The organism is Sandaracinaceae bacterium (assembly GCA_016706685.1).
In the GTDB taxonomy this organism is placed as follows: domain Bacteria; phylum Myxococcota_A; class Polyangia; order Polyangiales; family Houyiibacteriaceae; genus JADJJE01.
Window position 1 is genome coordinate 79,196 of the sequence record JADJJE010000025.1, and the last position, 26,428, is coordinate 105,623.

General features: G+C 67.6%; 16 protein-coding genes. 6 read left to right on the top strand and 10 right to left on the bottom strand.

Annotated elements, in window-relative coordinates; all coding sequences use genetic code 11:
* Window positions 1-24 precede the first annotated feature (24 nt).
* Complete coding sequence (locus tag IPI43_25410) at window positions 25-489, top strand: ATP-binding protein (protein MBK7777423.1); 465 nt, start codon at window positions 25-27, stop codon at window positions 487-489.
* A 252-nt stretch (window positions 490-741) separates the two neighbouring features.
* On the opposite strand, the gene IPI43_25415 is transcribed toward IPI43_25410, so the two are convergent.
* On the bottom strand, window positions 742-1,485 hold the full coding sequence (locus IPI43_25415) for an ATP-binding protein (protein MBK7777424.1): 744 nt from the start codon (window positions 1,483-1,485) through the stop codon (window positions 742-744).
* Window positions 1,486-1,507: 22 nt separating this feature from the next.
* Window positions 1,508-3,055 carry an IS21 family transposase gene (locus IPI43_25420; GenBank protein MBK7777425.1) on the bottom strand — a complete coding sequence of 516 codons (1,548 nt, stop codon included), beginning with the start codon at window positions 3,053-3,055 and terminating at the stop codon, window positions 1,508-1,510.
* A gap of 108 nt (window positions 3,056-3,163) precedes the next feature.
* On the opposite strand from IPI43_25420, the gene IPI43_25425 reads away from it, so the two are divergent.
* Window positions 3,164-3,436, top strand: a complete 273-nt coding sequence (locus tag IPI43_25425; protein ID MBK7777426.1) for a hypothetical protein — start codon at window positions 3,164-3,166, stop codon at window positions 3,434-3,436.
* Window positions 3,437-3,452: 16 nt separating this feature from the next.
* On the top strand, window positions 3,453-3,704 hold the full coding sequence (locus tag IPI43_25430) for a hypothetical protein (protein MBK7777427.1): 252 nt from the start codon (window positions 3,453-3,455) through the stop codon (window positions 3,702-3,704).
* A gap of 296 nt (window positions 3,705-4,000) precedes the next feature.
* Here IPI43_25430 and IPI43_25435 read toward each other — a convergent pair whose 3' ends face one another.
* Both IPI43_25435 and IPI43_25440 read right to left on the bottom strand, forming a co-directional pair.
* Window positions 4,001-5,311, bottom strand: a complete 1,311-nt coding sequence (locus IPI43_25435) for a hypothetical protein (protein ID MBK7777428.1) — start codon at window positions 5,309-5,311, stop codon at window positions 4,001-4,003.
* 116 nt (window positions 5,312-5,427) lie between these two features.
* Window positions 5,428-6,375 carry a hypothetical protein gene (locus IPI43_25440; GenBank protein ID MBK7777429.1) on the bottom strand — a complete coding sequence of 316 codons (948 nt, stop codon included), beginning with the start codon at window positions 6,373-6,375 and terminating at the stop codon, window positions 5,428-5,430.
* A gap of 121 nt (window positions 6,376-6,496) precedes the next feature.
* Between IPI43_25440 and IPI43_25445 the strand changes: the two genes are divergently transcribed.
* Window positions 6,497-6,751 carry a hypothetical protein gene (locus IPI43_25445; GenBank protein MBK7777430.1) on the top strand — a complete coding sequence of 85 codons (255 nt, stop codon included), beginning with the start codon at window positions 6,497-6,499 and terminating at the stop codon, window positions 6,749-6,751.
* A gap of 372 nt (window positions 6,752-7,123) precedes the next feature.
* Window positions 7,124-7,378 (top strand): hypothetical protein, encoded by a 255-nt coding sequence (locus tag IPI43_25450; GenBank protein MBK7777431.1) that lies wholly within the window; start codon window positions 7,124-7,126, stop codon window positions 7,376-7,378.
* 9 nt (window positions 7,379-7,387) lie between these two features.
* Here IPI43_25450 and IPI43_25455 read toward each other — a convergent pair whose 3' ends face one another.
* The 6 genes from IPI43_25455 to IPI43_25480 form a co-directional block, all read right to left on the bottom strand.
* Window positions 7,388-10,330 carry a hypothetical protein gene (locus IPI43_25455; GenBank protein MBK7777432.1) on the bottom strand — a complete coding sequence of 981 codons (2,943 nt, stop codon included), beginning with the start codon at window positions 10,328-10,330 and terminating at the stop codon, window positions 7,388-7,390.
* Complete coding sequence (locus IPI43_25460) at window positions 10,327-15,174, bottom strand: hypothetical protein (GenBank protein MBK7777433.1); 4,848 nt, start codon at window positions 15,172-15,174, stop codon at window positions 10,327-10,329. The genes IPI43_25455 and IPI43_25460 overlap by 4 nt, the downstream gene beginning before the upstream one ends.
* 10 nt (window positions 15,175-15,184) lie before the next feature.
* Window positions 15,185-18,145 (bottom strand): hypothetical protein, encoded by a 2,961-nt coding sequence (locus tag IPI43_25465; protein ID MBK7777434.1) that lies wholly within the window; start codon window positions 18,143-18,145, stop codon window positions 15,185-15,187.
* Between the two features lie 250 nt (window positions 18,146-18,395).
* Window positions 18,396-20,708 carry a DEAD/DEAH box helicase family protein gene (locus IPI43_25470; protein MBK7777435.1) on the bottom strand — a complete coding sequence of 771 codons (2,313 nt, stop codon included), beginning with the start codon at window positions 20,706-20,708 and terminating at the stop codon, window positions 18,396-18,398.
* A 41-nt stretch (window positions 20,709-20,749) separates the two neighbouring features.
* Window positions 20,750-23,251: a dynamin family protein gene (locus tag IPI43_25475; GenBank protein ID MBK7777436.1), complete on the bottom strand. Its 2,502-nt coding sequence runs from the start codon at window positions 23,249-23,251 to the stop codon at window positions 20,750-20,752.
* 38 nt (window positions 23,252-23,289) lie between these two features.
* Window positions 23,290-25,314: a DUF262 domain-containing protein gene (locus tag IPI43_25480; protein MBK7777437.1), complete on the bottom strand. Its 2,025-nt coding sequence runs from the start codon at window positions 25,312-25,314 to the stop codon at window positions 23,290-23,292.
* Between the two features lie 286 nt (window positions 25,315-25,600).
* On the opposite strand from IPI43_25480, the gene IPI43_25485 reads away from it, so the two are divergent.
* On the top strand, window positions 25,601-26,416 hold the full coding sequence (locus IPI43_25485) for a hypothetical protein (protein MBK7777438.1): 816 nt from the start codon (window positions 25,601-25,603) through the stop codon (window positions 26,414-26,416).
* Window positions 26,417-26,428: the final 12 nt, after the last annotated feature.

A 26,428-nucleotide genomic window follows, 5' to 3' on the forward strand; every position in this document is an offset into this window, starting at 1 on the left:
CGGCGTGTCAATTCAGCCTGACAGATGGAGGATTCGCCATGGTCACCGGGAGACCCGGGCTCCGGGAAGTCCATCGCTCTGCGTGTCCTCGAAGAGCGGCTCCGCCGCCGCCAAGACCTCATCGTCGGCACCATCGAGCGCCCAATCGGACGCGCCTCCGACTTCTATCGCGAAACCGGCGACATCTTCGGGGTGAGCCTGCATGGTCACAACCGGTGGGCCGGATTCAAGACGCTGCGCGAGAAGTGGAGCGAGCACATCGCCACCACCCTCACTCGGCCCGTCCTGATCGTCGACGAGGCCCAGGAGATGATCTCCGGCGTCTTCACCGAGCTGCGTCTCTCCCGCCAGCAACCGCCGCGCGCCCTCCCTCCTCCTTGTCGCGTCTTCGCCGGCGATGGCCGCCTTCCTGTGACCCCTCCGCGCCCCCCCCCGCCTCCTCGGCTCCGGCTGCCGGCGGCGACTCAAACTCGAGCCCGCTGGTCGTGATGAACTCGCCGCCTGCCTTGACCACCTGCTCGACGCCGCCGGGGCGCCGCCCATGCCAGACAACACGGGGGTGCGCGCACCACGCCGAGCCGCCGCGGGACCACCGCCGGCTATCGCGTATCCCCCGACTAGCCTGAACACTGTCCGCCCCGCTGCGCATTCCGCGCATCGTGATCACCAAGATCGCCGCATCGTGATCACCGTGATCGGGCATCGTGATCACGTGTCGGAGCGGAGCGACGAGCAGAGTCGTCAGGAGTGGGCTTGAGCGTTCTCCTTTCGGCGAGAGGGCCCCTTCATGGAGACCTTGTGGGCGTTGTGCACGAGACGGTCGAGCACGGCGTCGGCGATGGTCGGGTGGGCGATGTAGTCGTGCCAGTTTTCGACCGGGAGCTGGCTGGTGACGATGGTGGATCGGCTGCCGTGGCGGTCCTCTAGGATCTCGAGGATGTCGCGCCGCTGCTGGTCGGTCATGGGCGCGAGACCCCAGTCGTCCAGGATCAGGACGTCGGTCTTCGCGAGGCGGGCAAGTAGCCGCACGTAGCTGCCATCGACGTGCGCGATGGCGAGCTCCTCAAAGAGCCTTGGCACACGTCGGTAGAGGACACGGAAGCCGAGGCGGCACGCGAGCTGGCCGAGCGCACACCCGAGGTAGCTCTTGCCGACGCCGGTCATTCCGGTGATGAGCACGTTCTGGCGCTCGGCGATCCAGCGCCCGGTCCCGAGCTGCCGTAGCTGCGCCTTGTCGAGCTGTCGACGTGGCGCGTAGTCCACATCCTCCATGCATGCGTTCGGGATCCTGAGCTTGGCTTCGCGCATGAGCTTGGCGAGGCGTGTGTTCTCGCGAGAGAGCGCCTCTGCTTCGACCAGCAGCGCGAGCCGCTCGTCGAAGGGAAGCTCGCCCATGGAGGGGTCGGTGCGCTGCAAGATCCACGCGGTGGTCATCGCGTAGAGCTTCAGCGCTCGGAGTTTCTCGATCGTGGGTTCGGTCATCATGGCTTGTTTCAGGTCCTCGTTCTCAGTTCAGGTAGTAGTCCCGACCGCGCACGTTCGCGTGGTCGATGGGGGTCTCGGTGTCGCCTGCGAGGTCGTCGATCGCGACCGCGTCGAGGCCATGTCGGAGCACCGACTCGACGCTCCGATACGAGCGCACGCCGACGCGCATACAGCGCGCGCACGCGGCCTCCACGCGGGCGTCGTCGTACTTCTTCGCGAGCCGCAAGATCCCGAGGCAAGAGCGAAAGCCCTGCTCGGGGTGTGGTCGGTCGGCCAGGATCGCGGCGCAGAGCGCGTTGGTCTCGGGACCGAGCTTGGATGCCCACGACAAGATCCTTGATGGGGTCCACTCCGCGTGTGCGCGGTGCGCGCTCGGCATGTGGTCGGGGATCGTCGACACGCGCTTGCTGCCGTTGCGCGCATGGGCTGCGATGCGCCGGTTCCCGAGCAGCACTTCCACGGCCGTCGGCGTGGCGCGGACCCACACCTCCTCGCCCACATGGCGGTACGGCACGGAGTACAGGCGCCCGTCGAACTCCACGTGGTAGTCGATGTTCACCTTGGCCATCCTCCACTCGGTGATCTCGAAGAGGTCTTGCGGAAGCGGGAGCAGCGTCGCCCGCTCATGCTGCTCGAACATCTCGAGGCGGCTCTTCCCGTACGTGCGCATGCGCCTGCGATTCAGGTCGTCGACGCACTCGCGGATGGCGGCGTTGAGCTCGGTGAGCGAATGGAAGACGCGGTTGCGCAAGCGGCCGAGGACCCATCGCTGAACGATGCGCACGGCGCCCTCGACCTTCGCCTTGTCGCGTGGCTTTCGAGCCCGCGCAGGCAGGATGACGGTGCCGTAATGCTCGGCCATGTGTTGATAGCTGCGCTGGATCGTGGGCTCGTAGATGCATGCCCGCGTGACGCCGCTCTTCAGGTTGTCCGGCACCACGGCGCGGGCGACGCCTTCAAAGAACGCGAACGCCCGCACGTGCGACCCGACGAAGTCGCGCACGCGCTGCGTGTGCGTGGCCTCCGCGAATGAGTAGTTGGAGGCGCCGAGCACGGCCACGAACAACTCGACTTCGCGCACCTCGCCCGTCGCTCGATCGACAAGCTGCGGCCTCTTGCCCGAGTAGTCGACGAACATCTTGTCGCCGGCGACGTGGTGCTGCCGCATGGACAGCTGTCGACGCTTCAGGAAGGCGCGATAGCGCTCGCAGAACGCCGTGTACTGGAGCCCGCCCGGGTGCTGAACCAGGTACTCCTGGTGGAGCAGATCCAGCGTCACGCCCGGCCTCACGCGCTCTCGATGGATCCACGCGCAGTCCGGCTCGACTCGTGGGAACGCCGCCCCAGATCCGTCGTCCGCGTACAGGCGCACCTCGAGGTCAGCCTCGTCGAGCGCGACGACCTCCGCGTAGGTGTTGAGCCCCGCCGATCTCGCGCGCCGCACCACGTTCACCACCGACGCCGGGCTCACGCGTGCGCTCTTGGCCGTTTGGCGGTTCGAGAGCCCCAGCTCCCACTTCGCCCGCAGAATCTCTTTTACGTTTCGCATGACCAGTCGCTCAGTCGCCATCTCGGCCTCCTTCGAGGCCAGTGACTCCCTGCTCGACCTGACGTCGCTCGACTGCCTCGGCGCCGAGGATGATCCTCGCTCGCCGGCCAGCACCCCGCCGTGACCCCTGTGGTCACCATCGTGATCCAGGTGGTCACGATGCCGATCCACGCGATCACCATCCCGATCTACCTGGTCACGATGCCGATCCAGGTGGTCACGATGCCGATCTTGGCGGTCACGATGCGCCGATCTCGGTGGTCACGATGCGCCGATCCAGGTGGTCACGATGGCGCGTCGCGCGCAGCCGCCGAGCGCGACCTCCCGAGGCTCGACGAGAAGCTCTTCCTCGAGGTGTTCGCCACTCCGACTCCCGCACGTGCAGGGGGCCGCAAGCGGTGAATCCCTCGACCCTCGCGTGATCCACTACGCCCCAGAGGCCGCTCCTCTCGTCGCTCTGCTGGCCGTGGTCAACGCCGCCGAGGCCGCCCTCGTGGTCGTCCACGCACTCGAACGCGTCGAGGACTGCCCCTCCACCGAGGTGCGCCTCGCGCGCCATCTGCGAGCCGCCCTCGCGCGCTCCTCGAGGGCCACCCACGCCTACCTCGACTACGTCGTCGAACTCGCCATCCCGCCCCCGCGCGAGGACCCCGACCCCGACATCTTCTGACTCGAGACGCCCGCCAGCTCCCTGGCGGGCGTCTCGTCTCCGGCGCTGGAGCGCGGGCGCGACGCCTCCATCACGATTCGTGATCGGAGGCCCATCATTTCACGTGACGCCACTCAGGCCCACGTAGTGGAGCGCCCGGGCACCCTTCTTGATCTCCCACACGTAGAGCCAGAACCCGCGTTCGAGCAACCGCCCATCGAAGGACAGTGAGTGCGTGCGTGGGATCATCTCATGACTCCCCAGGAGCACGCCGTGCCGTTTGTGCAGAAAGAACTCATCCAGTACCTCTCCAAGCACTACTTGCCCCTCCCGCCGAGATCGCCCTCGAGCGCGTCCAGTTCAGCCTCCATGGCTGCAGCGTCTGTGCGCATCGCATCGATATCAATCGCTCCGACGCGAAGCGTCGGAATGACATCCAGTCGGAAGTCCTTGGCCGCGTCGATGGCGAGTCGTGCATTGCCGAGCTCGTCCAACACTGCCAACGACAGGCGCTGCGCCTCTTGCAGCGTCTGCCAACCAAAGAGCGTCTCGCCCGCGTACTCCAGAAGTGCTCCAACGACAGGTGCCATCTTGTCGATGGTCCATTCGAGTGCAGCGATGCCACCGCGAGCGACCAAGCCTCCGACGACGGAACCAATCAGGCTGCCCAGCACGGGGATGGGGATCAACACCTGTCCAAGCGCGGCTCCGGCGACGCCACCCGCCGCGACCGCCGAGTTGGTGGCGCAGCGCTGTGCGAACTCGGCGCCGGAAATCTCCCCAGAGTAGAGAGCGTGGCCGTCACGGATCGATTGCACGATCACTACCGCGATGGCGCCCACGGCGCCTGGCGAGATGTCCGCCAGCATCGGCCCCAGTGCCCCAGCGCGTGCCGCCTCCACGAGGCCCGTGGCCATGGCGCCCTGGAGCCCAGCCCATCCGCCAGCCTTGAGCGCCTTGACCCCGCCGTCCTTCAGCAGCTGGTTCGCGAGATCGGGCTCCCCGGCCTTCCAAGCTTTGAAGGCCTTCGCGGCTGCGGGGGCGAACGCAATGGCAACCCCGATGCCCCCCGCCACAGCACCACCGAACGCCATTCGCTTGGCGAGCTCCTCACCCGACAACGTTCCCAGCTGTCCCATCACGTCTTCGCCGCGGAGGGCCTTCCGCGTGAGGTCCTCGGACTCTTGTCGGCTGAGTGGCCGCGACTCAGCCCCACCAATCCTCATGCGGTCGCTGACATGGTCTGCAGAGTGCATCGAGGCTTCGCGAACGTGCACTCGGGCGTCCGTTGCAGCCTTCTTCGCGCTACGTGCAATCACCTCGGCGACTTGGTCCGCAGGCACAACCTTGCTCTGCATCGACGTGTAGTCGGGGTTCCAGAGCTGCTTGGCCGTGTCCGCTGCCGACCGGTAGTACTTCACCTGAGCTTCGAGCACGGGACCGTCCCCCAATCGTGCTGCGATGTCAGCGGAGGCGCGACTGGTGCTCTGCGGGATGCGGACGAACAGGTCCGTGACCTCCTTCTTGTACGCATCGATCTCCAGGCTGTGGGCGTGCCACTGCTCGGCGAAGAAGCCCTGGAGCTGCGCTGTGCCCTGATTGGCGCGGGCCGCGACTAGACGATCCACGGACGCTCGCGCCTGCTGCACCGCAGCGTCCAGCCCCTCTCGCCACGCAGCCGCGTGCATGGCTGCTCCCACCCCGCCAACAACCTCTCCCGTGCCATCAGACATTGGCGCCTACCTCATCCATCGCGGCGAACGCGTCGTACGCGACGTGCAGTGAGTACGCGATCTCGTGGTTTGCTGCGGCAACGCGGAGCGCCTGCTGTACGGCCTTCGGAGCCTTGTCGAACTTGTCCGTGGACATCCGCCAGGAGCGTCCGGCGCCGCTTGCGAACGGCGTCGGCGGGCGAGCCGAGGGGTAGCCCGAACTCCTCCATGATTCGCTCGAGTTCACCTCGAGAAGCAAGGTTCGCCGCCTGCGGTCCGAGCTCAGCTCGAACCTCGTGCTCGGGGTGGCCCAAGAGCACCGCCAAGCGTGCGCCATTCAGGACGCTGTCGCCGGCGCGGTTGGCACCTCCGAGCGCTGACCGGGGTGCGGCGCCCGCGCCCAGCTGTGGTGACGTCAACATACGCTGAACGTCGGCGACCACGCATCGAAAGAGCGCAGCCGCAGCAGCCGCCCGAAGCACCGAGTTCTCCGCAATCAGCTCTCCCCGCTCACGCTCGAGCGCGTCGACTCTTCTGCGTAGCTGAAGGGTCAGTTGACGATAGCGATTGGTGATGTCGCTGAGCCTGTCGTGCTCCTCGCGGAGGTCTTCCACCTTGTTCAGCGCGGTCACGAGCTCTGCGAGTTCGGCTTGCTGGGCCAACGCCAGCGTCGTCACTTCGGCGGCGACTTCGCGCAGGAAGGCGTTGCCGCGGCGGAGGCGCGCACCGGCCTGTTTGTCCAGCAGTCCAAGTAGGCTCCGAAGCGACGCGTGGTCGCCCACCTCGTTGTAGCTGCGATTGGCGTTCTCCAGCAGCCAGATGCACTCGGAAAGGATGCGCTCTCGTTCGGCGGCCCGGTCCAGCAGCACCCGCATGTCTTCGTCTTTTACGCCATCCGCGGTGACGACCTCGGCATCCCAAGCTAGTGGCTTCAGTCGAACGAGCTGCTTCCCGGTTGCGTCGGCATAGAGGTGCTGCATCCACGTGAGCGCTTGCTGGATGACCTCCGTGACCTTCGCGGCGGCGGAGGCAGACTCGGAGCGCCCTTCTGCGATCTTGCTGTAGCGCGCCAGCTCCGACGCGGTGGTGTCGAGGAACTCCTTGGCCCAGCTCGTGGTCCATCAAGCCAAGGCGCGTCAGGCAGGCGAATGCTGCCTGGTGCTTGATGAACGCCAGGCGTGCCGCTGCGTCGCCGCCCTCGCCGAGGAACATCGTCGATGCACCTGCGCCGGCGGCCCCGAAGGCGGTGGCAATGACGATGCTCCCTCCCACCATGCCGAAGCCACCCGCAGCCAGAGCCCCACCGCCAAGAAGGGCAAGGCCCGCGCTGACGGCGGCGGCTCCCGAGAGTCCTAGGAGGTAAGTCCCCACCAGTCCGCCAATTAGCGGCCCCGCGAATAGGCCGACGGCGATTGCCAACGCGCCCCCACCAAACACCTTGAAGAGCGGGCCCCAGAACGACTTGTGCGCGCCCTCGGCGTCCGACACGGCCTTCGCTACGGTCTCCATCACCGCATCAATCGACAGCGGTTGGGGGAGTCGAAAGTCCATCCATGCTGCTGCTCGCTGCGTCGCGAGGTCGCGCGCCTTGGGATTCACCGTCAGCTTGGCCTCTACGGCCTTCGGAAACTCGGCATACGGGCTCGCTGTGCGCAACTCCATCAGCAGCAGCACGCACTGCAGTGGCGTCATCTTCTGAATCACGGGCAACACCGTCAAGGACATCGCGTGGATCTCATCGTGGAGACGACTGGTGATGGGCTGCGACCCGAGCGGTTGCGTGGAGTTCCTGCCATTTCTCCCGGCACGCGAAAGACGCTGTTGCAGCACCCAGAAGCTGACGTCGTTCTTGTCCTTGTTCTGGCTCTTCTGCTCAATGACGTCGTAGGCCACCAAGATTGTGATGGCGTCGTCGAGAGCCTTGAGCTGGCTCTCATCGAAGGAAAACTTCTTCAGTCTGTTGTCCATGCGTCCCTCCGTTAGTGGATCGTGTCATTGCTCGGTCGTTGTGCGTGGCCCCGTGCGCCCCCTGAATTCCTCGTACGCCTGCGCCATGTCCGCCTCGCGGTCACACGCATCGAACGGCGCGACGAACGCGCCCTGCTGGTCCACCGCCCACTCGGGCAGCGTCTCGCCCCCTTGGGCGTGCTGAATCTCACCCCACTGCGCGCGGGTGACGCCCACGCCGCTGAGGCCGCGGTTGACGGTGAACACAATCTTGCCGCGCTGGTCGTAGAAGGTCTCCCGCTCGTACTGCTGCAGCACGGGGAACTGCACGCGGTAGATGAGCAGCAGCTCGTCGAGGGTCATGTCCAGCGAGAGCGCGGCCAGCGCGTCGAGCTCGACGAGGGCCTGTCGGCGCTCGAAGGGGGTGCGCAGCGGGGTGTCCCAGCTCCACTCGGGGGTGAGGTGAGCGTAGGTGCCTGCTCGGGGGTCGGGCTTGGTGGGCGCGTCGGGTGCCCATGCGGATGAGCAAGTCTCCTCCCACAGCTTCGCGTATGGGCGAGTGAGGCATGCGAGCCGAGCCGACCGAGCCAGAACAAGCGGAACGAGCAGTGGGCCAGGCAGGGGGACCTGGCCGATCTCCTCTGCATGGAGGTTGGTCTTTCCAGTCGTCTTGAACAGAAAGTCGACCGTGAGGGACGCTGTCATGCCCATCACTTCTAGAACGCGATGCGCTTCAGCGAACGTGAAGCCAAGGCAGCCGTGAATGTGGGCGACGCCGGGTGGAACGGCGGCAGCGATCATCGTTCGCTCCCCAGTTGGGGCGACCATGTGACGACACACCCATCGGTACTCGTCCGTCACGGGTCGGCCCCGCCACTCTGGCGTGCGCTTGCGGTACTCCCCCGGTGAGCACGCCGGCACGTAGTTGGTGCGGGGCAGGTAGTCCTCGGGGATCACCGTCAGGTCGATGGGGCTGTAGTCCTTGTTGTGGCTGCAGCCCTCGTTCGGGGTCTTGTTGAAGGGGTTGCCCACGTAGAAGTGCGGGCCGGACACCACCCACTCGTTCACGTCCTTTGGGAACCGCGTCTCGCGCGCGATCGTGCCGTCCTGCTGTTGGTTCGTCTCGTGGAAGTGCTCGGTGGCGAAGTAGTTGTCGCCCAGGTCGGCCAGCTTGCGCGGGGCCTTCACGAACCGCTGCAGCACATCCAGGATCTCACGGCTGTGCACCACGGGCAGGCGCGCTTCCAGCGCCGAGGTGCCCGGCCTGTCGTAGAGCTGAGCAAACAGTGCGAGCGCGGTCACGTCCACGTGAACTAAGCGAGACGCGTGTCCCTGGAGCAACCAGCTCTCATCGACGCCCTTTATCCCAGGCACCGGGCCTAGGCCGTCGTGTTGGAACGACTCATCGAGCGTCCGCGGATGCAGGCAATTGGCAAGTGCTGTGAACGAGGGACTAGGCCGTTCTGCGGAGCGACCCACCGTGAACGCGTACGGACGCTGGTTGTTGATTTCTGCGAACAGTCGGAGCTCGTTCTGAAACCGAACGAGGACGGAAAGCCGCAGCCACGCTGCGCTCCTGAACGGGCCACCCCGGGGGTCGTCCCACACGCCGGGTTGGTGCAAGAACCCCCAGGTTCCACGGGGCGCGCCCAGTCTCCACGTGCGCTCCATGAAGCACTTGTACAAGTTCGTCTGCACGCCCTGCAGCGCCGGGTAGTTCTGCACCGCGTTCAGATACGCCGGCGTCCCCGTCATCGCCTCGAACTCGCTCAGGTACGCCGCCCGCGCAGCCGGCACCTCCAGCACCTTGGCGCGCCGCTCGGTGGCCTGCTTCGCGCTCAGCCCCTTTACGGCCAGCAGCGGCTCGAAGTCGGACAGCACGCCGCCCTCTTGCCACTCCACCTTGAGCCACGGCGGGTTGCCCACGATGACGTCCATGCCGCCGCCGCTCTTGAACACCTCGGGGAACTCCAGCTCCCAGTGGAAGAAGTGCAGCCTCCCGGCCAGCCGCGCCACCACCGCCCGGCGGGCCGGGTCCATCTCGGCGGCGCCGCCCGTGTCCGCGCGCTCCTTGGCGGTGTCGGTGATGGCCTCCATGTCGCGCAGCCACTGCTCGCGGCTGGGCAGGCGGGCCACCTCGCTGATGGGCCAGAAGAACAGCGCGCACCAGTAGTCCATGAGCGCGCGCAGGCGCTGGCCGGGGGCGATCGGGTCGCTCAGCTGGCGGGCATACTCCTCGCACGACTGCGCGTCCTTGGGCGTGGGCGGCAGGCCATCCACGCTGCTTCCCGCCGCACCAGACGCTGGCTGCCCCCACAGGCGCAGCACCTGGCGCGTCTGGGCCAGCACGCCCTCGCGCTGGGCTTGGTGCCGCTCGAACAGCGTGTCCACCCGGCTGCTGATGAGCAGCAGGCGCCGCACGTCCATGGCGTCCAAGGGCTGGGTGAAGGCCTTCTTCCACTCCTTGATGGCCTTCATGGCGGCGGGCTCGAGGGCGCTCACCACCTTGTCGCCGTCGAAGGCCACCATGCCCGCGTCGGGCACCAAGAAGTGGTAGACGCTGTCGCTGGGGCGCGGGGTGCCGAGAGGCACGCGCGTGGGCTCTTTGCCCAGCCAGTTGGGGCTGTCTTTGGTGTTCTTCTGCGTGAGGTGGTGGCTGTGGAACACCTCGCGGCGCGCGCCGACAAGGCTGTTGCCCACGCGCAGGCGCAGGTCCAAGAACGGCGCCAGCGCCCCTTGGTGCAGCACGTTCAGCCACACGGACACCTTGCCCAGCTCGGCGGCCAGTGGGTTCAGGTCCACGCCGTAGCTCTGGTTCACGGCAAAGTGATACTTCACCTTCTGGTGCTCTTCCGGGTAGTCCTCGGCGGGCAGCGTGACGCCCAGCTCGGCTTGCTTCTTCAGCAGGTAGCGATGGGCCAGCTGGTCGATGGCCTCGTTCAAGAACGCGCCGGACCCCATGGCCGGCTCGCACAGTGTGAGGTTCAAGATGCTGTCGGCCGGCAGCTTGGGCAGGCGCTGGCCGCGGGGCGCGTGTCGGCGGGGCCAAAGCTCTCGCCCAGGCGCTCCAGCAGCGTGTACTTCACCAGGCACTCGGTGAGCACCTGCGGGGTGTAGTAGCTGGCGCTCTTCTCGCGGTCGCGGCCCGCCAGGCGGAACAGGTAGGTGCCCTTCTGGTGGGCCACGCGCCGGCCGTACTCGTCTTTCAGGAACTCGTTGTCGCTGTAGTCGCCCGCGGCCGCCTCGGGCACGAAGTAGGTCTGCGCGTTGGCCTTGAGCCGGCCGTCTTTCTCGAGGTCGGTCTTGGCGGCCACCTCGAAGAGGTTGTCGTAGGCGAAGAAGCCGCGATAGCTGAGCAGGCCTTCATACACGGCGCCCAGCTGGTTGATGCCCAGCTGCGCATAGCTGATGCGCCCGCGCTGCCCGCCCTTGCCGCTGGGCTGTGAGAGCGAGAGCTGCGCCAGCACCTCTTGCAGCACGCTGTTGCGCAGCTTCACGCGGCGCAAGATGGGGGTCTTCTCGTCGTCGAACAGGGCGCTGCGCAGCGGGGCCACCGTCATCTGGTCCACGATGTGGTCTTCGTCGCGATCGCCCTCTTGCAGCTTGTGCTGATACCCGCGCGGGTAGCCGTGCTGAACGATGCGAAACAGGCGCCGCAGGCTGTTGTCCAGGTAGGTGCCCTCGCGGGCGCCCACGGTGGTGAGCGGCGTGAGCTCGAGGTCGCGCAGGCTCTCGAGGCTGTATCCGCGGCGGTAGTCGTCGGAGCCCATGGGCACCACGCCGGTCTCTTGGCTGCGGGCCTCCACGTAGAACAGGAACAGCAGGCGGTACAGGTAGACGATGCACTCGCGGGTGAGCGCCTCGGCCACGTCGTCGCGGCCAAACACCTCTTGCTTGGCCACCTCGCGCAGGTAGCGCACGGACTCGTTGGCGATCAGCTCGATGGCGCGCTGCGCCCCGAACTTGAGGTCCGTGGAGACGGCGTAGGCGTGCTTGTGGCTCTGCTCGTCCAGGCGCTCCAAGAGCGACTGGCCGCCGCGCGGCAAGAGCACCTGGCTGTGCAGCAGCGCGGCCGTGGCCTGCATGGCCTTGCCGTCGCGCCGGCCAAAGAGGGTGCCCAGCTCGAAGTGCAGGTACTTGCCCTGGTGCCACTTGTGCCGGTCGATCAAGAAGGCGTCGCTGCCGGCCAGCAGCAGCACCCAGCGGGGCGGGTGCTCGCCGCGGAAGATCACGTTGTCCAGCAGGTCGCGGTAGCTGCCGGGCGCTAGGCGGGGCGCTTGGTCTTCGGGCAGGTCACGCAGGGCGGTGGGCAACTGGCTGTGGGCGGGGCCTTCGGAGAGGGGGTCCGCGGCGTCTTCGCTCTCGGCGAAGGGCGCCTCGAGCACCCACAAGAAGGGGCGGCCGCTCTCCTGGTGCTGGAGCGCCAGGGGCAGCACGCTGCCGTCGTCTAGCTGGGCGGCGGCGGGCTCGCGCGTGTAGCCCAGCACCTCCAAGAGGTGAGCGTGCAGGTCCCGCGCGGCGCCGAGGCGCGTGGTGGCGCTGGCGCCGTCCCCGTTGCCGGTGGCCAGGCCGAGGGCGTCGAAGTAGCGGCCCGCCAGCGCGGCCAGGCGCTTGGGCGGGGCTTTGTCGCCTCCGTCTTTCTCGGTTTGGGCCCAGCCGGCCAGCAGCTCGCTCACGTCGCCGGCAAAGAGCGAGTCGAGGTAGTGCTGCGAGTAGAACTCGCCCACGTTGCGGATGCCCGCCAGGTCGATGGCCACTAGCGCGCCCCCTTCAGGACCAGCGCCAGGCGCAGGTAGGGCTCGGCCCCGGTGGTGAAGCGCTCTTCCACCCAGCGCTTGCGGTCGGTGAGCTCGCGTTCCACGTCTTCCACGCGCGCGGCGATGGCCAGGCGCTGTGGGCTGTCGGGCTTCTGGCCGCGCTCGCTGAGCGCTTGGTCTTGCTGCGCGAGGGTGCTGGTGACGCGCGCGGCCCAGGCGGCCACGCGCTGCTGCTCGGCCTTGATGGTGGGCAGCAGGGCCTTGCCGCGCTCCTTGCGCACGGCCTGCATGTGGCGCGTGGCGGCGGCCACGGCGGCGCCGCGCAGCAGGAGCAGGCGGCTGGTGTCCAGCGCCTTGCCGGCGTTGCTCAGCTGCAGGTGCAGCTTGGCGGCCTGCGCCAGGGGCTCGAAGGGCTCCACCGTGGGCGGGTGCTTCTGCAGGGCCTCGGGGGTGTGCTGCGACGTGTCGGCAAAACGCACGGCCAGCCAGTCCAGCACCATGGGCTGGCTCTCTTGGTTGCTGAGGATGGCCTGGAACACGAAGGCGGCCTCGCCCGCTTGGAGGCCGTCGTGCACGCGCAGCACGGGCGCCTCGTGGCGGCCGAAGTGGGCCAGCACGCGGTCGTTCAGCCACTCCATGACGGGGTGCTGCTGCCAGAGCAGCTGCCACTCGGGCCAGCGCGAGGGGTCTTTGCGCGAGTCGGTGAGGGCCTGCTGCACCAGGGCGCGGTCTGCTGGTGAGCTTGAAGCGAAACTCGCCGTCGCGGCGCAGCTCGGGGGGCATGAGCTCGAGGCGGCGCTGGAGGTCGGCGGGAGCCGTGAGCGTCAGCCCTTCTGCCTCGGTGTGCCAGGTGGTGGCGGGCACCTCGGCGCCGGCCGTGGCGGCGGACTTCAGCTCTTCGAGCGCGTCCCGCACGAAGCCGAGCGAGCTGTCATAGACCGAGAACGGGGTAGCGGTCTTCACGTGCTCGGCGGGGGCGCCCTTCAGCTTGCGCTCGCCGTCGCTCAGGGTCTTCAGGAACGCGGCCAGGTCATCGTCGCTGTCGTCATCGGTGTCTGCGCCCTCGCCGCTGGCCAGCTTGTCTGGGTCGCGGATGAAGCTGTCCGGGTCTTCGTGCTGGCTGATGGCGGCGGCCACGCGGTCGGCCTCGGCCACCGGGTCGTGCAGGTTCATGAGCCACTGCACGTCGCCCAGGTTCTTGTGGGCGCGGTGCTCCTTCTCGGTGAGCACCTCCAAGATGCGCAGGTCGCCCTTGAGGGCTTCGCTGCTGGGCCGCGTGAACAGGTAGTGGATGTCCGGCGTGTGGTGCTGGCCAAAGCGGTCGATGCGGCCGTTGCGCTGCTCGAGCGTGATGAGCGACCACGGGATGTCGTAGTGGACCATCCGGTGGCAGTGGTAGTGCAGGTTGATGCCCTCGGACGCCGCGTCGGAGCACAAGAGCACGCGCAACGGCGAGCGCTGGGTGCCAAAGTCCTTCACCAGCGCTTGCTGTTGCTGGTCGTCGAGCGAGCCGTGGAAGGTGCCGATGGCGTCCTTGGGCAGGCCGGTGGCCTTGCGCAGCTCGCGCTCCAGCATCTCGAGCGTCTGGATGCGCTCGGAGAAGATGACCACGCGCTCGTCGCGCGCGGCGTCGCCCACGCCAAAGTCTTTGAGCAGCGCCACCAGCTTCTGGAACTTCCCGGACTTGGGGCTGGGGCTCTGCTTGGTGAGCGCGGCCAGCTCGTGGAGCAGGGCGCGGTCGTGGGCCAGGTATTCGGGCTGCATGGCGTGGGGGCTGCTGGCCTCGCCTTCATCATCTTGGCGCTGCGCGCGAAGGTCCACGCGCTTGGTGCGCTCGGCGATGGAGCTGCCAAGCGCCTCGGGGGAAGACAAGTAGCCCTTCAGCAGGGTGGTGCGGAACAGCACGCCGTGGCCTGCACCGCGCGCGCGCAGCGTCTTGAACTGGGCCGTGCGCAGGCCCTCCAGCACGGCGTCTTCGGCCGGCGTGGCGGGGATGTGGTGGGCGTGCACCTTGCGCTCCGAGAACGCGTCGCCTGCCTCGGCCGCGATGTCTTTCTTGAAGCGCCGCACGTAGAGCCCGCGGATCTCGTCGGCGGTGTAGTCGCTCTCGTTGGCCACCGCCGTGGGCTCGAGCAGGTTGATGAGGCTGGCGAAGCTCTCGGGCTTGCCGTCGTGCGGGGGGGCGCTGGTGAGGATGAGGCTGTCGCACGTGCGCGCCAGCAGCTTGGCCAGGCGGGCGCGCTGGCTCATGCCGGCCTTGAGCGCGGCCTTGCTGGGCGTCTTGCCCGCCGTGGCGGAGGCGCCGCGCACGGCCACGTGCTGGCACTCGTCGATGACGGTGACGTCCCAGTGGCACGCTTCCAGGAAGCGGCGGTACTTGGCGTCCTTCTTCAGCGTGTCCACCGAGATGATGACGCGGTCGAACTTCTGGAAGGGGTTCATGTTGGCGGGGATGTTCCGGCGCACGCGCTCGATGCCCACCGAGTCGAGGCGCACCAGCGGGATGGTGAAGCGCGCCCACAGCTCCTCTTGGAACTGCTCCAGCACCGACTTGAGGGCCACCACCAAGATGCGCCGGCCGCGCCCGCGCGCGATGAGCTCGCTCAGGAGGATGCCCGTCTCGATGGTCTTGCCGAGCCCCACCGCGTCGGCGATGAGGATGCGCGCGCGTGGCTGCTGGAGCGCACGGGCGGCGGGCACCAGCTGGTATTCCTTCACGTCCATGGCGCCCAGGTGGCCCATGACCAGGTGGGGCTCCGTGGGCGGCGACTGGCGCAGCAGGCTCTCGAGGTACAGGCGGCTGCGGCGGTACTGCGGCGACGGGTCTTGGACCAGCAGCGTCTCTTCGGGCTTGAGCTCCACCAGCTCGTCCAGGTCCGACAGGAACACCGCGTCATGGCCGCGCACCAGCTCGCTGATGCCGGTGACCTGCACCGACGTGGCGCCAAAGCGCGTTTGCCGCGCGGTGCGGACAATCCACTCCTCGTCACGCGCCAGGATGCGCGACCCCGGGGCAAAGCGGTGCGTGGGCGGAGGCTTGATGAGCGGGCGAGCGGCAGGGGAGGGTGCGGGCATGATGCAGGGGTCAGGTCCAGGCCACGGTGCAGTGGGGCAAGTCGAGATACGCGGCCACGGCGTTCATGACGGCGGCGTCGTCGTCCAGGCCACCGATGACGAAGTCGTTGTCGCCGTCGTCCGGGCACTCGAAGTAGCGCACGGCCGCCCAGGCTAGCTGACGGCGGTTGGGATTGGGGTCGTTGGCGGTGGCTTGCAGCAGGGTGGCTGACGCGGCGGCGAGGGCGCGGGCTTCGTCCGGGTCGATGAACTCGTTGTCTTGCTGGGCGAACTCGAACTGGGCCACGTAGGCGTTGGCGCGCGCGATGAGGGCGTGGATGTCGCCCACTGGCTCGCGCAGGAAGGCCGAGAAGGTGGCCACTGCCATGAGCGGGAAGCCCGGGATGGACAGCGGGTCGGGCAGGTCGAGAGGCGGCGGTGGGCGCGTGGCCGACACGCGCGACTCGGACAGGACGAACGCGCCGTCCAGGCGGGCACCGATGCCGTGGGCGATGGAGTTGAGCGTGGCCCGCGTGGGGCGTGAGCCGAAGCGCGCCTCGATGGCGGCCTGCAGGCTGTCCACCGCTGCCCGGCCTGCCCCCGCGCGAAGCTGCTCCTCCAGCACGGAGCGATAGGTGGGCACCCGCTCGCGGTCCCACTCGGCGAGGCCAATGGCACCGGTGTTGGTGGTGCGCAGGCTCCCCATCGAGCGCGCCACGGACAGCAGCATGGCGCTGGACCACTGCGTGTGCGGCTCACCCAGCGAGTGAACCGTGTCCAGCGCCTCGAGGGGGGCGAGGCCCTGCTGCTGCTCCTCCAGCTCGCTCTCGAGCGCGGCCACGGCGGCGGGAATGGCCGCGAGGCCGCCGGGGAGGTCCCGCTCGGCCAGGCCCACGTGGGTGTCGCTCACGCGCAGGAAGGGGAGGCGACACAGCATCTGGCTGGTGGCCAGCTCCGCCGCGCCGGCCGACGCCACCAAGTTCGCCACCAGCGCGTCGATGAGCATGGGGGCGCCGTGGGCCAGGAGCGCGCTGCGCGCCGCGTCGTTGGTGTGCACGCGGTCTTGGTCGCCGTCGCGCGAGGGCAGGGCCACGCGCAGACGCCCGCGATAGTCCACCGCGTCGCTGAGCCGGCACATGCTGGCCAGGTGCCAGTGGCCCAGCCAGTCGGGGAGCTGCACCTGGTCTTCAATCTCTTCGAGCAGCTGGGGCGTGGACCACTGCCGCAGCGGGTCGCCGGCGCTCATGACGGCCACGCACAGCGGCACCAAGCGGCGCTGCCACAGGTAGAAGTCCGGGACGAACTTGGGGAGCGACACCATGCCGATGCCCACGTAGATGGCTTCGTTGGGCAGATGGCCGCGCCCGAAGCGGGCCTCGAGGTCCGCCACCGGGACGGGGCCCTGCTGTGACTCCAGGTAGGCCAGCTTGGTGTTGGCCAGCGTGTGGCCAATGCCCGTGACGATGCGGCCGCTGGGGCTGCTGGTGACCACCAGGTGCGCCTGCAGCGTGTCGGCGAAGTAGGGCGCGAGGCCCTTGGCGATGGGGTTGGCGAAGCGCGGGGCCAGCCCGAGCACCAGCGCCTCGGGGACCGGGAAGCTCAGCTGCTTGGCGGTGCGCAGGAGCTCTGACTCGGCGTCCGCCACTTGGCGACGCCCACCCGTGACCAGCATGGGCTGCTCGTTGATGTGCACGATGCTGAGGTCGTCGCCGTAGAGGCGGTCCAGGAAGTAGTCGAACTCCTCGGCCTGGTCTTGCAGCGGGCGGAAGAACGGGTCGGCGCTCAGCTCTGCCACGGGCCGCACGCCGTCGCGCAGCTGGGCTTCCAGCGCGGCCCGCAGCGGCGCCACCCACCAGCGCGCGGCCAGCTGCTTGATGCCGCGCGACTCGAGCTGGCGGACGCGCTCGCGCGAGACTCCCAGCATGTCGCCGATGTCCGCCAGGGTGGCCGTGGCGCCGTGGAGCCCCGCCCGACGCGTGAGCACCATGCGGTCGGTGGGGGGCAGGCGCCTCAGCTCGCTCCGCAGCAGGGCGAACACGTCATCATGGTCCTCCAGGCTGAACTCCGCAGCGTCTCCGCCGATGCGGGTGTGTCCGCACGCGGCCATCAAGCTCAGCTCGGCGCGGGACTGGCGCAGGCTCTTGCGGCCCAGGTTGCGGCGCTCCGCGAGGTCTGCGTACGGGATGGCCACCAGCTCTCCGATGGTGGTGATGCCCTCGCGCGCACAGAAGTTGCGCATGCGCGTGGGGAGCTGCACCTCGTCCACCGGAGCTGCGAGGAGCGCCTCCGAGAGCCGCGTGCGGAACGCGTCCCAGGGCAGGTCTGCGCCGTCCGGGTCGGGGTCTGCCTCGGGGGCGGGGAGCGGCTGAGCGGCTCCGTGCAGCAGCACCCTGAGCTCGCGCCACGAGAGGCCCGTGGCCGCCTCCACCAAGGCCACCGTTTGGGTGACGGACCCGCGGCCCAGGTTCTTCTCGGCCAGCAGCTCCGCAGGAGACCACTTCAGCAGGTCGTGGAAGGCGCGGACGCCGTTGCGCTCGGCCCAGTTGAGCATGCGCGTGGGAAGGCGCGAGTCTGGCGCTTGGTGCAGGAACGCGAGCGCGTGGCCAGGCAGCGGGCGCGCGTTGGGCACCTGTGGGGCATGCGCACGCAGCGCCGCGAGCCACTGCCGCAGCGTGGCCGCGCGCCGGGCCGCTGTGCTGGGGGACAGGCTGCTGCGCCCCAGCAGGAAGGGCAGGGCGGAAGACTCGTCCAGCTCCTGCAGCCCACGCGCCCCGCAGTAGCCGAGCCAGGCGGCGCCCACTTCGCTGGCCTCGACGCGCGCGGCCAGCGCTCGGAGCGCGGCGTCGCCGGTGAGCGCGTTCAGCGCGCGGCCCGCATCTGTGGGCTGGCCGTCGTCTGTCAGCAGGCCCAGCAAGCCGCAGGCGTGGGTGTAGTACGCGGTGTCGCGCGCGTCGTGGCCGGGCCAGCCCTCTTCCGCCCGCGCACGCCGCACGCACGCGGTCCACCAGCTTGTCGATGCGGTTGGCTTGCGGGACGCGCGTTCCGTCGATGTTCTCTCCTCGCGTGAGCACGAGTTGGACCGTGCCACGGTCAGCTTCGCGGCGGCAATCGAGAAGGGGCACGAGGGTCACTTGCAGCTCCAGCGGATCACGGTGCCTGGGAGCTTGAGGCCGCGCCCGGTGTCATCTGGGGGGCTGGTTGTGTCGCACTGAACGAGTGTTGCGGGAGACCTCAGGGCGCGATCAGTACCTTGGTTGGCCGGACGGGTCCTTCATCAGGAAGTACCTGTCGAAGGTGTCGAAGAACTGGTCCCCAAGGACCCTCCAGGTATCTAGAGACCTGCCTGCTACGAGCCCACGCTCGGTCGCGTCGCGGATGGCCTTCTCCGAAGGAGCGAACGCGTGCTCGCGCTGGCGAAAGTCTGGTCCATGACCGGAGTGAGGCATCTCGGCGTGGAGCAATTCGTGGTGCATCAAGAACTCGAGCACGAACAGCGGGATGTCTGGCGAGTTCAACGCGCACGAGATGCGAATCTCCGCCGAGCCACCCTGGGTGGTCGGGTAGCGGCAGATGCCCCACCAGCTCTTCATGGGCCGCTTGGACCAGCTCACGGTCGATGGTGCGGTGAGTCCGCGGGGGAAGTTTCGCGAGTTGCTGGCCACCGCATCCTTGATTTCGACCAACGAGTATCCTGTCTGGCCCATAGGCCACGCTCGGGGTGCACTGGTTGGCACCAGATCCACCAAGGCCGGAGGACTGGGCGGCCGCGGGGGCTCGTACAGCCGCATCAACTCGCGATGCACCTCATCCCGCAGCGTGTGGAAGTCATTGCGGTACACGTGCCGACACACCGAGTCCTCGGCCCACAGGTTGGTGAGAAGTGTCTCCACCTCGCTGGACCTCAGGTCTTGGGCTTTGCACCGCTCGGCAATAGTGCGTGGGTTGAAGTGCTTCTTGTCGTCGAACGAGTAGTACACGACGCCTGCTTGGGCGCGCCGGGCTGCAAGGAGCTCGGCCACGTCGCGCCATCGGGGCAGTGGGTCGGGCAGGTCCCCGAAGTGAATTCGCACGAATGATCGGGCGAGGTCTTCGGTCACGTCATCTGGGATGGAGGCGGGGTCTGCGAACTCGGCGAGGAGCGTCTCGTACCCGGGGACCTGGTTGTCGAACACCATGATCACCCGACGCTGCATGTCGTCTTCATAGAGCTGCTCCCACGCATACCACCCGTGCGGGAGACACTGATGCACCCCAACGAGCATGCCCTTGGTGACGCTCTGCAGCAGCCGGTAGGCTTCGGTGACCAGGTCTGGAGGGATGGGGATGTAGCCCACGTCGCTCGGTGGACGCTTGGCGCGGTCATCGAGCTCCAGCTCGGCGTCGCCCAATACGTAGCTCGCATCGAGCACGTCGAACTCGCTCCAGGTGTCCAGGAACGTCACCAGGTACGCGCGCTCGTTTCCACCTGCGGCCGGGCCCCGAAGCGCCCGGCCCACCATCTGCATCAACAGGCCTTCGGACCGCGTGGGGCGGGCAATGAACACCGTCTGTGTGTGGGGGGCATCGAAGCCCTCGGTCAGCATCTCCACGTTGATGAGAACGCGGGGCCTCTTCTGCGTCCGGTAGCTCTGCATCACCTCGGCGGCGTCGGTGCGCGTGTAGTCCACGAAGTCCGCGTCCACGCCTTGTCGCTGAAACTCCATCGCAAGGGTGCGTGCATGGAGCGTGTCGGCGGCGAACACGATGGTGGTGCCGTAGAGATGTTGGTGGTCCACATAGTGCTTCGCGATGAGGGCGTTGCGCTGGCTGTGGCTGGCCACGCGTTCGAGCACCTGGGGCCCCAATTCGCCGAAGCGACGGAGATGGACGAAGTCGGCTTCGGTGAAGTCGCGCTCGAAGCTCACGTCGGTCTTCACCGTCTCGAACACTGGCGCCGCGAGGAAGCCCCGCTCGGTCAGCTCGCGCCGAACGATCTGGAACGCGAGGTGGTTGTCGAAGAGTGCGTGGAGGCGGCGCTGGTCGTCCGCGTCCACGCGCACGGGCGTGGCGGTGAGCCCGAGCAGGCTTGCCCCGTCCGTTCTCAGCTTGTGCAGCAGGCGCGCGTAGGACGTGGCCGCAGCGTGGTGGGCCTCGTCCACCACCACGAACACGCCATGCGGGCTCTGCTCAAAGAAGTGCTCGATGAACCCTTGGTTCTCGGGGCGGATGGCCGTCTGAAGCGACGAGAACACGACGTCCACGCTTTGGTCTACGCGAGACCAGGACGAGTCCTTCGAGGAGATCCGCAGCAGTCCCAGCTGGCCCCTCGGGCTGACCACGTTTCGAAGCCGCTCCACTTCTTCCATGGCTTGCAGCAACAACGAGCGTCGGTGCGTGAGCCAGAGGACGCGCCCACCGGCGCGAACGTGATGCTCGAGCAGCCAGTGGGCCGAGATGAACGTCTTTCCGCCGCCAGTTGGCACCACGAGCAGGCTCGCTTTGCCCGGCGCGTTGAAGTGCGCGCTCAAGGCATCCCACGCACGCCGTTGGTGGTCGTAGGGCTTGCGGTCGCTCATGGCAGAGTCGACCTTGAGGAAACGTTCAGCTGCCTGCGTGCTCATGACGTCGCCTCTGTTGCTGCGAGCGCGAGGGCCGACAGCGCGGTGCCGTGCGCCTGCACAGCGGCCAGCGCCCGCCGACGCTGAGCCTTGTCCTGCTTGCTGGCGCGGGCCTGCTCAGCGTTGGTCAGCTTGTCGAATGCGCGCTGCAGGGGGTCGAACGTGTCCTGCAGGTGCGAGTTGCGGATGTCCTTCAACACCAGCTGGCATTGGCGCCGAAGCACGGCGTGCGCGCCAACGATCGCCGAGTCCACTGCGGCGCCACCGCCCAGCTCAAACGCGTCCACAATGCGATCCTTCGCGCCCGCGCCGCGGTTCTGCCCCGCCTTTCGTGCTTTCTCGCAGGCCTTCTCGATGGGCGGAGCGATCTCGGCGCGAAGCTTCTCCTCCACTTCGTTGGTGAGGTTCGTCAGTCGGTCCTGGGTCCAGCGCACCGTCGAGTTCATGGCGCTTCGAAGGAGTGCGCGCTGCTCTTCGATGTGCTCCTGCTCGACGAGCTTGGCGTCGAGATCGAGAGCACGCGCACAGAGTTGCTCCACCAGGTCGAGCTCACTTTGAATCAGCGCGCGGGTGGTCTTCCGAACGGACGCTAGGACGATGTCGTCCCACCCCCCGGCGATTTGCTCGCTGATGGCCTTCACCAGGTCGCTGGGGTAGTCGATGGAGCGCCCGCCCGCCGTGGTCCAGGACCCGTTGCGCGCCAGCGCGGCGTTCAGCGACGACCAGTGCATGGTCCCGGCTTTCCCGCGAAGGCGCTTGAGTTTCTTGTGTCCCGCGACGGAGGCGCCCTCGAGCAGCTCTCGGATGTTCCGCTCGACGTCCTCATCGAGCGCCTTGCCCGCGGCCTTCCGTTGGGTCGCAAGGGTCCGGCTCAGCTCTTGGCGGGTAGCGTCGAGGGCGTCATGAAATCGCTCGAACCCCGCCGTCGCTGGTCCGCCTCCTTCCTCGTAGGCGCGTGCCTGAGAGGCGATGTGACCGCTGAGCGCCTCGTGAAGGCCACAGAAGGCTTCCGTCAGCTGCCTTTGGTGGCGTGCGTCACGCTCTTCGGCGAGACCCCGGAACAGCGCCCTCAGGCGCGGAATGTTCGTGGCCTCGAGGGTCTTCACGAATCCCTCACCCGACTCCTCTTTGATGTTCAGGTAGTCTGGGGCAGAGACGCAGAGCACGTTCGCCCGGGTGGCGAGTGCTTCGATGGCTGCAGCAACGCGCAGTAGCTGAGCCTCATGGCTGCCGTCGCTTCGCTCGGACGCCAAGCGTTGGTCCAGCGCCTCGCGCAGCTGTTCACGGAGGCGCGTCTCCACCCTCGCTGCGACACTCGCGAACACCTTGTCGGGCGACGGAAGCGGTTCGTCGTTCTCCCGCGCTTCCTCGCGCAACACTGCCCACTCGTCCTTGGCGACGTTGTCGACGTTCGTGACAAGGAACACGAGGGATAGGGGGATGTCCTCCTTGGCAGCACCCCAGAGCAGGCTCTCGATGATTCCGTACCGGTCGAGCACCGTCATCAAGAGTTCGTGCATGCCCTCGTCGAGCAAGTTGTTGCGCAGCACGATGACCAGCGCGCCAGCGTCACGCTGTTGGACGAACTGACGCGCGACGTCACCGCCGGCGTCCGCAAAGTTCTTGATCCCTGGCAGGTCCACTAGCGTCAGGCCGTGCAGCGCAGGCTTGCGCAGGTGCACGTTCAGCGACGCGACGAGCGGGCTGAGCCAGCCCGCCGCCCGTGCGCGCAGCTGCTTCTTGAAGGGCCGCGGGTCATCTTCGTCCTCGTTGAGGTTCTCGGCTTCTCCGAGTCTCTCGCGGATATTCGCGATGCCTGGCTTCCACGGCGCCAGGACGGCAGGGTCGCCGAGCGGTGCCTGACCGAGAACCAGGTGCAGCGCATCCAGCACGGCGAGTCGTGGCAGGTCTTCAGGGCTGGGCAGATCCTGCTGCGTCAGCATCAAGCGGACGGATCGCAGCATGTGCTCGCAAACCGTTGACACATGTTTGTTGCGAGCATCGTCATCGCCCGCGGCGCCCCCGTCATCGCTCGGAGTGTCCGTGACGAACATCAAGTCGGCGTCGTCGGGGTCAACCTCTTCGGACACGGCATCCGTTGCGCTCGCGGACTCGGGGAGTTCGCCCCTTCGCTTCAGGTGGTCGCGGAGGGCGAAGCGCAGTCGATTGAACCGCTCGCGGTCGTGGTAGCGCGCCTCCAGTGCATTGCTGTCCCGATACGTGACGCGTGTGGCTTGCGCGGTGAGGGGACCGACCCCGCCCGAGGGCAGTGCTCGTTCGTCCAGAAACGCATTGATGATGCTGCTCTTGCCGACTTGGCTGGCGCCGAGGAAGCCAATGCTGAGGGCCGGGTCCTTCGCCACGGCGTCGCGCAGAACCTCGGCAGCGCGGTCGACAGACTCCAGCCACTGTGGGTCGCGCTCCTCCAGGGTGGGCCGAATGCTGTCTGTGTGCAGCGCGAGAAGCTTTGACGCGCGCTTGGCGAGTTCATCTTGTTGCATGGGGGTCATTGACTCGTATCGGTCCTGCGGTGTTGGCTTCACTCTGCCGCGGTTGCCTCGGTGCCTCCGATGCCCCCCAGCACCTCGGTCTCCACGTAGCGCTGGAATCCCAGCACATCGGTGAAGCATCGATAGCCCGCCTGGCTGGCCACGCGGATGGTCGCCTCACCCTCGTAAAGCAGCACAGCCACGCGCTCTCCGAGGCCCGGCGGCATCCCATCGGGCCATGCCAGGTCCAGCAGGGCGCGCTGGGTGCCCGTCTCCTCGTCGACCAGCTCGTACCCGAGCTCGCCAGGCGCGAGGCTGCGCTCGTCCATCCAAGTGCGGAGCGCTTGCAGCTCGGCCTCCTCCTCTGCGCTGTCGATTCCGCCCGCGGGCGCCGGCGGCGCAGTCTGCGGCGTGGCACTCACAGGCGCGGGCCGCATGTCACGCTCGAGCCAGCGCGTGTCGCCGTGTAGTAGCTCTTCGAGCCGGCGGTTGAGCTCGGCCGCCAGCAGGACTTTGCGAGCTTCGAGGAAGTCGCCGAAGCGTTCCATGCGCCAGAGCTCGGGGTCCGCAGGGATCCACTGCGATGCGAGCGCACCAGGGTGCGCGGCCTCCACCTCGCGAAAGTAGACGGCGGGCAGGCGGTCGCTGATGGCGAGGTTGGTGTCCTTCGTCAGGAAGCAGAAGTTCGCCAGCGCGTTGACGTCGCCCTTGGCCCAGCTGTGCTTCTTGAGCTGGGCCTTCGGGAAGATGTGGTGCACCTCGAGCTGGCTCATCTTTCCAAGGAGTCCCGCTTTGAGCGGTAGTCCGCTGCCCCAATCCCGTGCATCGCCCATCCGCGTGAGCATGTAGAGCACGGGGTAGAAACGAGCTCCCAACGTCGAGCCGCTGAAATTGCCAGGCTCCACACGCAGAGAGCCGTGCCAGAGACGCAGTCGCTCGAGCAATGGATCGAGCCCGCCACTTGGACCCTCGAGCGCGGCCAAGTCCTGGTCCAGGTAGGATTCCGTGGAGCCCGAGAAGCGCCCCCACATAGCAGCCTGGATGAACCAGAACAGCAGCTTGTCGCGCTCGACCTCGCTCATCGCGGTGCTCACACCTGGCTTCTTGGGGGCCTTGCTGGATGTGCGCTGGTCCAGGTAGCGCACCATGAGTGGGACGGCGTAGCGACCGAAGAAGACCCGGTCGTGGTCGAGACCCAGGCGCCCCGAGATGAGGTTCAGTGTGGTGTCGATGTGCTTGTTCGAGCGTGCGAGAGCGTCCTGGATTTCCTCGCCGCTCTTGTGCTGCAGGTGTTGAAAGCGCGCTTCGCCGGTCAGCACGGTGTTCACAGAGCGCAGGAGCCAGTCCAGGTTGAACGCGTATCCCGCCTTCCCCCACTCGGCGAGCTTGTCCTTCATGGTGTCGCGCGCTTCCGGCCAGTCCGCGCAGATGCGCGCGAGCGCCAGATCACCCTTGCTCAACTTGGTGCCCCCGCTGTTCACCCGGTTGAAGATGTCGACCACCACGTCGAGCGTTTTGTCGGCGCCGGTGACTTCTTCGATGTGCAGTTCCTTGTCCAGGATACCGAGCAACTGCGCCATTCGCCCCGCGTACTCGCCGATCTTGGGGGAGGCGCCAAAATGGGCCGAGAGTTGCCCCATCATGGCTCCGAGTCCGCCCATACCCGCCTTCATGAGTGCGGTGACATCAATCCACAGTGGGTCGCCCTTCATCTTCACGGGCTGGAAGAACTCGAAGGTCTCCTCGTCGAGGTGGAACCGCAGGCCCGAGAACGCCTGAGCATTTCCGTCGAAGAATTTGGGCGGATGGCCTCGCACCACTCCGTAGAGTGACGTCATCCGCTGTTGTCCATCGAGGAGGAGCTTCACGATGCCCGCCGCGAGCGTTCCGTCGCCGCGATGCGCTGCCGACTGCGACTCGGTGGCCCACACCAGCAGGCCGCCCACGGGGTGCTTGCGGTAGAGCGAGTCGAACAGGCCCCGCACTTGGTCGCGGTTCCACACGTAGCCTCGCTGAAACTCGGGCAGCGCCATGTGGCCACTGTCAATGTGGTCGAGGATCGTGGAGATCTTCATGCGGGCTTCGTCCTCCTAGGCTGCGTCGATCGCAGCGCACTCTGCAGACGCGACTGTACATGTGAAGGCAGAGGCGACGCGAGGGAGATTGTCGTGTCGGGGCAGCGCTGCGCCTCGACTCCCGGTGGCGAGACTGGGAGCTGGGCTCGGTGCTGCACCAGGTTCACCCGAGCGCGAACCCTTTGGCGCGCACCAGCGTGGGTCCCCCATCACCCCGGTGTCCCCAGAACCCGTCTCGCGCTACGCTCCCCGCCAATCCGGAAGCGAGGTCTGCTTGAGTGATCCCATGAAGACGATTGTGGACGGCGTGTGCGCGGAGTATCTGAACTCGTGGTGGAGCATCCAGCCCGCGGGCAACCAGGACTGGTCGGACTACCCGGTGGAGGCGCACGTGGCTCACTTGTTCGCTCGAGAGATCTCGGGCGCGCTGGGGGTCTCGTCGAGGAAGCCCGGCAGCACCGAGCCAAGACTCGTGCCCGTGTGCGAGGGCCGTTACCGGCACTGGCGTCCGGAGCCCGACGAGTCTCTCTCCGACGCCTCGGGCAGGGCAGACGTCTGGGCGCCCGACGTGCACACGCCGTCGGCCCCGACGGGCTGGTTCATCGAGATCAAGCTGGCCGACGTGCGCGAGGGCAAGCCCAAGATCGGGCGCCAGCCGTGGGCCAAGATCGTGGACGGCTTCGTGCTCGACCTGCGCAAGCTGCTGCTGCACTCGGTCCCGAACGACACGGACGCAGCGCGGCTCGGCGGCACGGCGGCACGCTGTTCGTTCGTGGTGGTGGTCAAGGGGGCCGAGGGGGCGTTCGAGGCCCTGCTGGATGCCGCGCCGGACTCGGATGCGGGCAGCGCGCGAGGCAAGGCGCTGCGCACCTTCGCCGATGCCAAGAAGGCCATCCGTGACGAGGTCCGCGCCGGTGAAGCCCGCCAGCCCGGCAGCGAGCGCGTGAAGCGCTTCTTCCACGGCGCAAACGCGGCGCTCCGCAGGCTCGAGGGCGTGGAGGACGTGACGCTCACCGCGAGCGACGTGCAGGTGCTGGACGGACACCAGGCGCAGGTGGTGGCCATCTCGTGGCTGCAGTCGGCGCCCATCGAGCACAAGTAGCGGGGGCGCCGC